Below are 12,162 nucleotides of genomic sequence, written 5' to 3' on the forward strand. Positions count from 1 at the left end.
AAAAAACGAGGCTTCAACCTCGCTTTTTTGTTCCCAATTTGTAATTTAATCCAATGTTTGGACCCAGCCTTCTGGGCCTTTCTTGTTTCCATACTGAATATCAACTAGTTCGTTATAAAGCTTCTTAGTAACTGGACCAGTTTCAGTTTCACTATAGATGACATGCTTTTTACCCTCATAGGTAATGGAACCTACAGGAGAAATTACAGCAGCTGTACCCATCGCACCAGCTTCTTTCATGTTGAACGCTTCTTCCAAAGTAATCTGACGTTCAACTGGGTTTAGACCTTGCCACTTAGCGACTTCCAAAAGTGAGCGCTTAGTAATAGAAACCAAAATCGATTGTGATTTTGGTGTGACAAACTGTCCTTCTTGGGTAATGCCGTAGAAGTTAGCACCACCAAATTCGTCAATATATTTATGTTCACGTGGATCCAAGTAAAGACTATCGGCAAAACCGTTTTTGTGCGCTTCAACTGTCGGAAGCAAACTGCTGGCATAGTTACCTGCTGTCTTTGCTTGACCAGTACCAGCATATGCGGCACGGTCGTATTCACTAACAACGTAATCTGCAGGGTTCAATCCTTTAATGTATGCGCCAACTGGAACCGCAAAAACGCGGAAGGTATATTCGCTGGCTGCTTCAACGCCTAAAACTTTAGTTGTTCCCACCATAAGTGGTCTTAAATAAAGAGTTGCGCCACTATCATATGGTGGTACAAATTCCTCGTTAGCCTTAACAACTTGTTTTACGGCATCAACAAATCTATCTTCAGGAAATGGTGGCATGGCTAACCGCTTTGCTGAAAGAGTAAAACGGTGAGCGTTTTGATCAGGCCTAAAGAGATTGATCTTACCATCTTTTCTGCGGTAAGCCTTTAGTCCTTCAAAAACTTCCTGACCATAATGCAGTACTTCTGCACCTTCAGAAAAGGTCATTGATGAATCTTCGGTCAGTTTTCCTTCCTGCCATTCACCATCTTTATATTTCGCCTCATATCGATAAGGCAGATCACGATACTTAAATCCCAGATTCTTCCAATCCAGGTCTTCTACTCGTTGTTTCATTTGATTGTCCCCTATAATAAAACTACAAAAGCTAAAAAACAATTTTTAGCTTTTTAATAATAATTTAATTGCTACCTAATTTAAACCATATTTTTGTTGATGTCAATAGTAAAATTGCATTAATTTTAATAAAATAATATAAATTTCCACTAATAAAACAAAAATGCAAATTTGTTATCATATATAAGGTTTCACATGAAACAATTACAGCCAAAAAAAGGAATCATCCTCTATTGAATGATCCCTTTTTAACACTAATCTTGTTTTGTTTTATCGTTATTTTCAGTTTTTTCTTTTGGTTTAATATCTAATACTGCAGCATCATTTAAGTAAACATGCTTGTCGTCCGCAGTAAATCTGACTTCTTTGGTTTCAGGCTCTTTCAGCAATAATTTAGCAATCGGTGTTTCCAAGTCCTGCTCAACTACCCTACGTAAAGGTCTAGCACCAAATTTCTTATCATAGCCCTTTTCAGCTAAATAAGCTTTAGCCTCATCGGATACGTCAACCTTAACATTCTTTTTGGCCAAAACATGTGCCATTTTACTTAAGTAAATGTCAATAATTTTATTCATATCATCTTCAGTTAATGAGTTGAATGGTACAATCGCATCAAGTCTATTCAAGAATTCTGGTCTGAAGTAAACTTCCAAAGCCTTGATTAATTTATCATGATCTATTTTACCGTCCTTTAGCAATTGGTCAGAATAACCAGCATTAGAAGTCATGATTAAAATTGTATCCTTAAAGGAAACAGTCCTGCCTTGAGCATCAGTTAAACGACCATCGTCCATGATTTGAAGCAAAGCATTAAATACTTGCGGATTGGCTTTTTCAATTTCATCGAATAAAATCAAGCTGTATGGTTGGTGACGAACTTTTTCAGTCAGTTGGCCGCCTTCGCCGTAGCCAACATAACCTGGAGCAGAACCAATTAGTTTGTTAACTGCCATTTGATCTTGATATTCAGACATATCAAGTCTAATAAGATGATTTTCACCACCAAATAATTGAATGGCCAATTGTTTAGCTAATTCCGTTTTACCTACACCAGTAGGTCCGGTTAACAAGAACGTACCAGTAGGACGATCATTGTCTTTAAAAACTTGTTTACGGGCAATTGCATCAGTAATAACATCAACTGCATTATCCTGATCAATTACCACTTTCTTTAATTTTTCAGCCAAATCAAGATTCTTTTGTCCTGCACTTGCGTGTAATTCACTCATTGGAATTTTGGTCTTAGCTTCAATTAAAGCATAGATATCTTTATCAGTAACACGAGGAGTAGCAGCAGCATCTACGTGATCAGCCTGATTACGTAAATCTTCAATCTGCTTTTTCAGCTCACTTGCTTTACTGTAATCTTCCTTTTTGACAGCCTCTTCTTTTTCATCTTCCAGTTTCTTAATCTTTTTCTTTAAAGTTGCCTCATCACTAGGAAGCGTGTCAAGGCCTTTTTTAGCACCAGCTTCATCCATTAAATCAATAGCTTTATCAGGTAAATAGCGTCCTTGAATATAACGTTGTGACAATGTGACTGCAAGCTTTAAGGCACTATCATTATATTTCACATGATGGAAAGCTTCGTACTTATCTTTGAGACCCTCCAAAATTTTGACAGTCACTGCAGCTGATGGTTCTGGAACCTGTACTGGTTGGAACCGACGTGCCAGTGCCGCATCATTTTCAATTCTGCGGTACTCACTTGTAGTCGTTGCACCAATTAAGTTCAAGTCACCACTAGCTAAAGCTGGCTTCAAAATATTAGCGGCATCACCATTGTTATTTTCAGAATCAGTAGAACCTGCTCCAACAATATTATGCAATTCATCAATAAACAAAATAATATTTGGGTTCTTCTTAGCTTCATCAATCACTTTTTTCAGGCGCTCTTCAAAGCTACCACGCAAACTTGATCCAGCAACCATATCATTAATGTTGATTGCAATAATATGCTTGTCTTTCATTTTGTCAGGAACGTCTCCTGCAGCGATCTTTTGTGCTAATCCTTCAACTATAGCAGTTTTACCAACTCCAGCCGGCCCAACTAATACTGGGTTATTCTTTTTACGCCGGCTTAAAATTTCTATTACTTCCTGAATTTGCTCGTCACGCCCAATTACAGGATCGTATTTATTCTTTTTAGCTTGTTCAACCAGGTCAACGCCAATTGGCTTTTGTCCTTGCTTTTGTCCCATTTGTCCGTTTTGATTTAAGTCTTGCGGTGAGATATTCATGCTACTAGAGTAGTGAATAGGAATAGCTCCACCATTATCATTAGTATTGTTAAAGAAAGAATTGTTTAATTCGTTAAATAAATCGTCAAAATCATTATCAAAATATGCCATATGTAAACACCCCTTTGATAGGTTATAAACTTGTAATTAGCACTCGATGTGTTCGACTGCTAATTACTTACATATAATATTATAGCAGGTTATCCACAGAAAGCAATAGTTTTGATTAACTTTTTCCACAGTTTTTGATATTTTTCCACAGAAGATCAGAAAAAGCCTTAAAAGGTTATTTGATCACTTCTTTTAAGGCTTTTGTTTTCTATTTTTGATATAAATTAAACTGCTTTGCTAAATATTTACCAGTCAAACTATTAGATTTTCGAGAAATATCCACAGGTACACCACTTGCAATAATTTTTCCTCCTTGTTGTCCTCCTCTAGGTCCCATATCAATCATATAGTCACTGTTAGCCATAATATCCAGGTCATGCGTAATAGTAATAATAGTGCCTTCTTGTTCAAGCAGTCTTTGAAACACTTGTAAGAGAGTTCTAACATCTTGTGGATGCAAACCTACTGTTGGCTCATCAAAAACAAATAAAGTACCTTTTTGTCTTTGATGAATATGGCTCGTTAACTTTAAACGCTGTGCTTCTCCTCCTGACAAAGCCGGAGTAGATTCTCCTAAATGAAGATAACCTAATCCCATGTCATGCAATGTTGTAATTGTTTTATTAATTTTTGGCTCCTCTTTAAAAATTTCTTCTTTTAAGGCATCATCTACCGAGTAGTCCAAAACATCAGCAATACTCATATTATGCCATTTTACCTGTAAGACATCTTGATTGAAGCGATGGCCTCCACAGACTGAACATGTTTCAACAATGTCAGGCAAATATTGGATATCAAGCGCAATCACTCCCGTGCCACCGCATGCAGGGCATGCACCTTCTTTATTATTATATGAAAAATGAGATGCGCGATATTTTAACTTTTTAGCCAATGGTTGTTTGGCGAAAAGCTTACGCAAGTTGTCCATAACATCTGTATATGTTGCAACAGTTGAGCGCTGATTTTTACCAACTGGCGTAGAATCAACACTAACTATATTTTTAATGTCACCATTCTTTAAGTTCTTAACCCAACTAGGCCCATCATTTTGATTTTTCTGTGCTTTAAGCGCTGGAATTAAGGAATCAAGAATTAAAGTAGTTTTACCAGCACCCGAAAATCCAGTAACAGAAGTTAAACGATTGACAGGTATTTGCACATGCAAGTTTCTTAAGTTAAAACGTTCAGTAACATCAAGTTCTACTTTGCCGCGTTTAAAAATTTGGTTTTTATCAGCCCTGGGGCGAACAAATAGTGGTGCCTTACCAGTTAAATAAGGCCCAATCAAAGATCTTTTGTCATGTTCTATCTCTTTAGGTATTCCCTGGGAAATAATTTTTCCACCCTGACTACCTGAACCTGGACCAATTTCAATTACCCAATCAGCCGCATTAATAATGGCAGTTTCATGGTCAACAACAACTAAGGAATTGCCTTGATTAACCAATTCATGAAATACGTCAATTAGCCCGGCTACATTGTCTGGGTGTAAGCCGACCGATGGTTCATCTAAAACATAGAGCACTCCTGTAGTTTCGGTACGTAGCGTTCTGCCAAGCTGGATACGTTGAAGTTCCCCAGTGGAAAGACTGCTTGCTTGTCTATCTATGCTCAAATAATCTAGTCCTAATTTTAATAAAGGCTTTACTTGGTGCAGCAATTCACCAGTTAAATTTGCTGCTAAGTCCTGCATGTCTTGTGGCAAACTAGCTAAAATCTTATCCATATAGTGCTCTAATTCACCTAAAGTCAGTTTCTCAGCTTCAACAATATTTTTACCGGCAACTAGCTGCTGCCAGCGACTAGGATCAATCCGATAGCCATGACAGCGTGGGCAAGTGCTAAATTTATAAAAAGAGTTAATTCTTTGCAATCCTCGCTCCGACTTTGTAGTTTTACGCGAGTTAGCCACCGCATTATAGGCATTCTCATATAGCGCATCAAGATGATAAACCCGACCAGTTGAAGTTGGCAAGTCAATGGGGATTTTTCTTTCTTTACCATGGAGCACGATATCTTTTTCTTTAGCATTCAATTCTTTATATGGAATATCAGTCCGTACACCTAGTTCACGGGCAATACGCCACATCCAATTTCGACCAGGAATTTGCCAAGTGGCTACTGCACCTTTTTCAAGTGATAAATTTTCATCAGCAATAATTTTACTATCATCGATCTGTTCAACTGTTCCTAGACCTTGGCATTTTTGACACGCCCCATCTGAATTAAACGCAAAGTCTTCAGCGCTGAAAGCATAAAATTGTACGCCACATGTAGGACACGTCAAGCGACCCATTGCTTTCCCAGTTAAATCCATTGCTTCAGCAATTTTTATGGTTGGTGGAACCCTATGACCATTAGGACATACAGGTGAACCTAAACGGGAAAAAATTAATCGTAAGATATTAAAGACTTCCGTTACTGTGCCAACAGTTGAGCGCACTCCCGGAACAGCCGGTCGCTGTCTTAATGCCAGTGCTGAGGGAATATGCTTGACCTCATCAACTTGTGCACGACCAACTTGACTAATTCGTCGCCTAGTATAGGCTGCTAGAGAATCAAGATAACGTCTAGCACCTTCTGAATAGAGAATACCCATTGCTAAGCTGGATTTTCCAGAACCGCTTAAGCCAGAGATGGCTACAAATTTATGTAAGGGAATATTAACGTTAATATTTTTGAGATTATTAACTCTACCACCGATAACTTCAATTTTTGACGGTTGTTCTTGGTACTTCATTAATGATTATCCTTTCTTTTAATTGGCTTTAATGGCTTATTGGGTTTCTTCAACAAGTATTGCCTAATTGCTTGAATTACCTGCTTATTTTGCGGCAAGTCTGAATGATCAGCTTTTTCACCCGTGACTGTTATTGCAGTATAGTTCTTGACCTGATTTTGAAAAATAAATTTTCCGGCCGCAACACTTGTTTCGGGTACGATCCCATCTGATTCATAATTTTTGCCCCCAGAAAGAGAATAAACTTTTAAAAATGCTGGTAGTTTTTCACGATTTTTTATAAAATCTGCTAGCATTTGCGTCCGGTTATTAATATTACTTTCCGTAAAATTATAAGGAGTTCCTAAAGTCATTAACTTCTTTATCTTAATGTTATCAGAATATTCAGAATAATAATGTTCCAGCCAGTAAGTCCAAATCAAACCACCGTTAGAATGACCAAACGCTTTAAAATTATTAAACTTATAGTTTTGAATTAGTGATTCAAATGCCACATCCAACCACTTTGCCTGTTTTTTAATATTTGTATAACCGTCTTTATTGTTATCAAAGCCAATAATAATAAAGGGCTCCAAATCGTTTTTACCAATAGAGCCACTGTAAGTTAGTTTTGCTTCACGTGAAACTTTAATTTTTATTACACTGTGTCTATTGAGAGTAGTTTTATTCAACTCATCAATTAAATCATTGAAACGTTCAGTTGTAGCACTGGAGCCAGGTACCATTATTACAGGCGAAAGCAGCGACTTGCTAAGTTCTGCTCTTGATTTATTATCCTTTTTCATCCAAAAGAAACTGGGGACAGCCAGCATAATTAAAACAATTATGACCAAGACTAACCATTTATAATTAGGATTTTTACTCATCTGATCGTTCCTTCTTCTGATAAGCAATTCTTATTCCGATTTTTTCATTAATTCTAATTACTGGCAAAAGCAAAATTATATCTAACAGAAACAGCAGTAATGTAAAAATCAGCGTTGGCCAATTACCATTAGTACCGAAAAATGAAACTAAAATTCCCGGGGTTCCTTTTAATATTTGATAAACACTAACAGGAATAATATGTACGCTGATAGCGAAAGCAGCCAAGGTCATATTAATAATCGGAATTAAAACACTAGGCAATACGAACACAGGATTTAAGATTAAAGGCAAACCAATTGTAAACCCTAAGGTAGAACCAAAAGCAGCTGGTAATAAATTAATTTTAGCATTTATTTCATTTTCTCTATTACCTCGCCTTATTAAAAGCAATACAATCACAGCTAAAGCAACACTAGCACCACCCATTATGCCATAGCTGTTAATGAGTGAACTGCCCAAGTATTTATACGGCACATTCCAAGAATTACCGTGTTTTAATGTATAAGTTAAGTTTTCAGCGGTAAAAGCATTGTTAACCGTTCCCGATAAAGACCGCAACGGATAACCAATCCCAAGCCAGTCTAAAAAAGTAATTACGGCAGAAAGTATTAATACTTCGCCAAAATTATTAGTTGTCTGAACTCGACTGACAATTTCATTAAAACTGGCAGAGTTAAGCAACTTAAGTTGTAGTTCATATATCAAAATACCCAAAAGAATGCCCAGCATTAATGAAATACCACTAGGTAAAGCAGCATCCCCTGCCCTTTTTTGAATTATCTTTGTTCCCTCATCTTTTACGTAAGAAAAATCTTTCCCTAATAAATGAAATATTTGTCCCACACAATATCCTATAATTAAGGCTATAAAAACCGCATTAATTTGTAACAAACTGGCAGTAAACGGCATGCGGGCATTACGACCACTACTAGATGCATATGAACAAAAAAGCATAATTAAAACCGCTGTTAAGCCGGCCATGGTTGAATCTTTATGGTAAAGCCGTGCAGTATAACGGGCCATAAAATAACTGGCATAGACGCCAAAAACACCAAAAGTAATTTCTACCATTCCGCGACATACAAAAGAACCACCATACCAAATGTGATCTGATAAAACTGTATCTAAATTAAAAATATTATAAATCAGACCATTGGGTGTAAAAATCAGATCATTAAACAGCTTAAAATATGAGCCAACCACTGCAATCGGCATCAGTATTGCCATGGTATGTCTTGTCGCACGAAAAAAAGAAAATTCCTGCATACGTGCTACGATATCGATAGTAAATTCTTTCATTAATTCTGATCCTAACATTGAATATTGTATTTAAAATAAAATAATACTCTATTTTTTTATTGCTAGCTATTTTTTATGCCGTTAATTATTTTTTCTTATTAGTTATGAATAAAATGGTATAATGAATGTATATTTTAAGGGGTTTAAAAATGAGCAGAAAGAAAATCGAATTAACTGAAAAAGTAGCAAAGTTAACAGAAAAATATTTAGAAGTTAACGATACCGATTTTAATGACTTAATTAACAAGGCATTAAAGCTATACCTGATGGATCACTTGAATTCCAGTCAAATCAAAGAAGCCCTTAAAAAGACCGATGATTTTAACTCTAAATACGCTGGCAAATGGTTTCAGGAAAGTATTGAAGACTTGAACAAATACTAATTTTTTAAATGGACACTTAAAAAGAGCAAGATAATGAACATCTTGCTCTTTTAATTTGTTTTGTTATCAATTTATTTTTTTAAATAACGATCACCGGCTAGCCTGCGGTAAAAATTAGCTTTAGTTGTCTGCTCGTACGGAACTAACCAAATATAACCAATGCCTAAAGTTAGTACACTCAAAAGATACCAGCCAATAAAACTTAAATTTAATACAAATAATTCCCATTTATGCCCGTTCATTAACTGGCGACTTGCAGTAATCGCTGTTGTTGCGTGAACTTCTTGTCCACTTTCCACTAAGTCATTAACAATATATGGCGTCATGGCATAAGAATAAGACTTAATTAAGCCTGGGATAACTAATAATAGAGACCACAGAAATTGAAAAATATACCCACAAAGATAATTCAAAAATTCCGGTACAAACCGGCCATCAGTAAAAGCAGAAAAAATACCTTTAAAAAAGCCTAGTCTTTCTCCACGAGCAAAATGTAAGAAAGTAACTACCATACTCAGCATAAAAAAGCTGCCAATAAAAGTTAAACCCGTATCAGGACCTAATTGTCCTGCCCAAAATGCTGGCTTAAACAGCGAATCAATTGAGCCAGTTCCCATGACATCATTCACACTATTCACAGTCTTAAGCGAACCATTTACTACTGGTCTGGCAAAAAAGAAACCAACAAATAGCGTCATTACGAAACCAATACTAATAGCCCAGCCCCAGTTATGACGCAGTTGATTCTTAGCTTCTAGTTTTAGTTCTGCTCTGTTCATACTTATCTCCTTATCTAGTATATATTAAATATATTTTACCCCCTAGCAATAGCAGTTAGCAAAGAAAACACAAAAAAAGCCTAGTTCCACCAACATCGGAACTAAGCTCACACAGTGTTTGTGTCACCATTACTGACCACATTATAGAAATTTTACATTTATTCGTCTTCTTTATCCAAGCTTTTTTTACTTTGGTTAACATAAACCAAAGAATCTTTTGCTTGATTAACTAACTTCTTGATTGCTTCTTCACTAAAATATTCCTGCGAACTATTTAAAGCTACACTCATTATAATAGGCAAATTCATTCCAGCTATTATGTGAGTATGCGGTCGATTAATATACTTATAAAATTTTTGGTTCACACTACCAGATGCAATATCCGTAAAAATGAAGACCTCATCTTCTTTTTTAAATTTACTCATTACATTTGCAACTTCTGAATCGATTTTTTTGTTTTCCATATATGCACATAGTACACAAACATCAAGATCTGTATGGGTCAAATACTTTAAAGTATCCTCAATACCCTTAGCCATAGCATGATGTGAAGCAATTACAATTTTTCTATCCATTCAATAACCTTAAGCTTTAAAAATTCCTAAAAAGGTTCCAACGAGTGCTATTAAGATAACTAAAAATATAATCTTAGTTGGAGTCCATTTTTTATTATCCAATAATTTATAAATAAAGAAAGTAAACACAGCTGGTAATAATGCTGGCATTATTTTATCTAAAATGTCGGTTTGAATATTCATTGATACTTTACCAAACTTAAAGACATACGGTACTGAAACTTTGACTACCGTAGCAACTAAGGCACCTATAACTGTGACCCCCATTACTGATGCAGCCTCGGTAAAAGTATTTATCTTATCTCCTAAAGTGTCAATTAGTCTTGTTCCAGATGAATAGCCAACATGGTACAGCCAAACTTTCATAATATTAAATAAAATATTAACCAAAAACCAAATTATTGCTCCAAGCGGATTACCTTGCAAAGCCATATATCCAGCGATTGATCCCATAATAGTGGGCCATAGTACCCAGAATATTGTATCACCAATACCCGCTAACGGTCCCATAATACTAGTTTTAAAAGATTGAACTGTTGGCAATGCCTTGACTCCATCTTTTTCTTCCATAGCTACCGTGGTACCTAGCACTATATTTGCTAAATACGGAGTAGTATTAAAGTAGTTAAAGTGATTTTTTAGTGAGGCCTGGTAATCTGAATCTTTCGGATAAATTTTACGCAATAGCGGAGCCATAGACCATACTAGTGACGGGCCCAGTTGTGACTCATAATTAAATAGATTCACGCATATCCAATTAAATCGTAACGATGCCCACGTCAAATCTTTTTTTGTAACGTGGTAGCTTGATTTGTTTTCAACATTTTTATTCATCATAATCTTCTCCAGTTGTATCATTTTTAGCTACTGCTTGGTTTTGGCTATATTTATTTTTGTCAATCTCAGAATTAAAGTACCAGTATGCTGCTGCTAAACCTAATAATGCTATACCAATTATTGGTATTTTGATAAAAGCTGCCAAAACAAATCCCGCAACTAGAAAAGGTAAGAACTTTTTCACTGGCATATAGTGTAGCAGCATTGCAATACCAACTACAGGTAATAAGCCACCAGCAACTGTTAATCCATCTGTTATCCAAGTAGGTATAAATTTCAAAATCATTTTAATTGCAGTTGGTCCAACTAAAACTACTATTGCAGTAGGTAAAGCTGTCTCAACAAAACATAAAACGGGTCCTGCGTATCCCCAGCGTAGCATTTGCTTCCACTTTTTTTCTTCATTAAGAGTCTGCATTTTATGAGCAACAAAGTTGGCTATAATTCTCCGTAAAACTTCTAACTGAATTGCTAATAAGCCAACAGGTATGCCAACAGCAATGGCAGTTTTTAAACCTGTACCTGTTCTAATTGCGACAAATGCACCTACAATAGTTGCTAACCCATAATTAGGAACTGAAGCTCCTCCTAAAGCTGCGACCCCTAACATCATTAACTGGAATGTACCTGCAACAACCATAGCTGTATGTAAATCACCCATAATTAAACCAGTGGCCAAACCGACTATTACGGGAAAATATGTCAATAAAACTATCCCATCTTCATCCATAGTCATGTATCCAGCTAAAATAATGATCAGGATATCTTGTAAAATCTCCATTATTATTCTCCTTTTTTATCGAAATAATCTTTCTCAGGATCATTAGGAACAAATTGTAATTTTATCGGAACACCATATTCATGGATTTTATTTAAATCAGCTTTTTCTTTTTCATTTAATGCGATAAATTTAGTAATTTGCGTACGATCATCCGACTTAAAAATTATTCCCAAATTTACCTTGGGTATTTTGATACCTGCTTCAAGCATTTTAACTATAGTTTCTGGCTCTTTTACCAAAACAAGTACTCGTTGATTATCATATTTTCCAGCTTTGAAATTATTAAGCGCTTTTTCAGTGTCAATTATTGACATCCCTGTACCAGCCGGCTTCACAATTCTCATACTTGTTTTCATATTTTCATTTTTACTAACTTCATCATCAATAACCATAAATCTGTTGACTTGCAAGTACTGATACCAAGCATTAACTATTACTCCGTGAACCAGTCTTTGATCAACTCTTGCTAATACTACTGTCAT

At 35.9% G+C, this 12,162-nt stretch carries 11 protein-coding genes; 1 reads left to right on the forward strand and 10 read right to left on the reverse strand.

The genetic code is table 11. From position 1 onward, the window contains the following. Positions 1 to 45 precede the first annotated feature (45 nt). The 5 genes from JF75_RS09625 to JF75_RS09645 form a co-directional block, all read right to left on the reverse strand. Entirely contained in the window at positions 46 to 1,068 is a 1,023-nt protein-coding gene (locus JF75_RS09625) for a branched-chain amino acid aminotransferase (RefSeq protein WP_046332828.1), read from the reverse strand. Positions 1,069 to 1,322: 254 nt separating this feature from the next. Then, positions 1,323 to 3,419, reverse strand: a complete 2,097-nt coding sequence (locus tag JF75_RS09630) for an ATP-dependent Clp protease ATP-binding subunit (protein ID WP_046332829.1) — start codon at positions 3,417 to 3,419, stop codon at positions 1,323 to 1,325. A 208-nt stretch (positions 3,420 to 3,627) separates the two neighbouring features. Then, a complete protein-coding gene (locus JF75_RS09635) occupies positions 3,628 to 6,159 on the reverse strand; it encodes an AAA family ATPase (RefSeq protein WP_046332830.1) in 2,532 nt (843 codons plus the stop codon). Further along, entirely contained in the window at positions 6,159 to 7,025 is an 867-nt protein-coding gene (locus tag JF75_RS09640; RefSeq protein ID WP_046332831.1) for an alpha/beta hydrolase, read from the reverse strand. Before JF75_RS09640 ends, JF75_RS09635 begins: the two co-directional genes overlap by 1 nt. After that, a complete protein-coding gene (locus tag JF75_RS09645) occupies positions 7,018 to 8,325 on the reverse strand; it encodes a PTS sugar transporter subunit IIC (RefSeq protein ID WP_046333016.1) in 1,308 nt (435 codons plus the stop codon). Before JF75_RS09645 ends, JF75_RS09640 begins: the two co-directional genes overlap by 8 nt. A gap of 149 nt (positions 8,326 to 8,474) precedes the next feature. On the opposite strand from JF75_RS09645, the gene JF75_RS09650 reads away from it, so the two are divergent. Beyond that, positions 8,475 to 8,708 (forward strand): hypothetical protein, encoded by a 234-nt coding sequence (locus tag JF75_RS09650; RefSeq protein ID WP_046332832.1) that lies wholly within the window; start codon positions 8,475 to 8,477, stop codon positions 8,706 to 8,708. A gap of 71 nt (positions 8,709 to 8,779) precedes the next feature. On the opposite strand, the gene JF75_RS09655 is transcribed toward JF75_RS09650, so the two are convergent. From JF75_RS09655 to JF75_RS09675, 5 genes are all read right to left on the reverse strand, one after another. Further along, positions 8,780 to 9,487 (reverse strand): DUF975 family protein, encoded by a 708-nt coding sequence (locus JF75_RS09655; RefSeq protein WP_052726921.1) that lies wholly within the window; start codon positions 9,485 to 9,487, stop codon positions 8,780 to 8,782. A 158-nt stretch (positions 9,488 to 9,645) separates the two neighbouring features. Beyond that, the gene (locus tag JF75_RS09660) at positions 9,646 to 10,062 is read right to left on the reverse strand and encodes a PTS sugar transporter subunit IIA (RefSeq protein WP_045928830.1); all 417 of its coding nucleotides are present in this window, start codon (positions 10,060 to 10,062) and stop codon (positions 9,646 to 9,648) included. Positions 10,063 to 10,071: 9 nt separating this feature from the next. Beyond that, complete coding sequence (locus tag JF75_RS09665) at positions 10,072 to 10,911, reverse strand: PTS system mannose/fructose/sorbose family transporter subunit IID (RefSeq protein WP_379854800.1); 840 nt, start codon at positions 10,909 to 10,911, stop codon at positions 10,072 to 10,074. After that, positions 10,889 to 11,686 (reverse strand): PTS mannose/fructose/sorbose/N-acetylgalactosamine transporter subunit IIC, encoded by a 798-nt coding sequence (locus JF75_RS09670; RefSeq protein ID WP_187160788.1) that lies wholly within the window; start codon positions 11,684 to 11,686, stop codon positions 10,889 to 10,891. The genes JF75_RS09665 and JF75_RS09670 overlap by 23 nt, the downstream gene beginning before the upstream one ends. Next, the gene (locus JF75_RS09675) at positions 11,683 to 12,162 is read right to left on the reverse strand and encodes a PTS sugar transporter subunit IIB (protein ID WP_045928833.1); all 480 of its coding nucleotides are present in this window, start codon (positions 12,160 to 12,162) and stop codon (positions 11,683 to 11,685) included. The genes JF75_RS09670 and JF75_RS09675 overlap by 4 nt, the downstream gene beginning before the upstream one ends.

This window comes from Lactobacillus kimbladii (assembly GCF_000970755.1).
In the GTDB taxonomy this organism is placed as follows: domain Bacteria; phylum Bacillota; class Bacilli; order Lactobacillales; family Lactobacillaceae; genus Lactobacillus; species Lactobacillus kimbladii.

Excerpts from the sequence above, each read along its gene's own strand:
- JF75_RS09640 (WP_046332831.1), bottom strand. The coding sequence starts at position 7,025 with ATGAGTAAAAATCCTAATTATAAATGGTTAGTCTTGGTCATAATTGTT.
- JF75_RS09655 (WP_052726921.1), bottom strand. The coding sequence starts at position 9,487 with ATGAACAGAGCAGAACTAAAACTAGAAGCTAAGAATCAACTGCGTCAT.
- JF75_RS09630 (WP_046332829.1), bottom strand. The coding sequence starts at position 3,419 with ATGGCATATTTTGATAATGATTTTGACGATTTATTTAACGAATTAAAC.
- JF75_RS09635 (WP_046332830.1), bottom strand. The coding sequence starts at position 6,159 with ATGAAGTACCAAGAACAACCGTCAAAAATTGAAGTTATCGGTGGTAGA.
- JF75_RS09660 (WP_045928830.1), bottom strand. The coding sequence starts at position 10,062 with ATGGATAGAAAAATTGTAATTGCTTCACATCATGCTATGGCTAAGGGT.
- JF75_RS09650 (WP_046332832.1), top strand. The coding sequence starts at position 8,475 with ATGAGCAGAAAGAAAATCGAATTAACTGAAAAAGTAGCAAAGTTAACA.
- JF75_RS09625 (WP_046332828.1), bottom strand. The coding sequence starts at position 1,068 with ATGAAACAACGAGTAGAAGACCTGGATTGGAAGAATCTGGGATTTAAG.
- JF75_RS09645 (WP_046333016.1), bottom strand. The coding sequence starts at position 8,325 with ATGAAAGAATTTACTATCGATATCGTAGCACGTATGCAGGAATTTTCT.
- JF75_RS09675 (WP_045928833.1), bottom strand. The coding sequence starts at position 12,162 with ATGACAGTAGTATTAGCAAGAGTTGATCAAAGACTGGTTCACGGAGTA.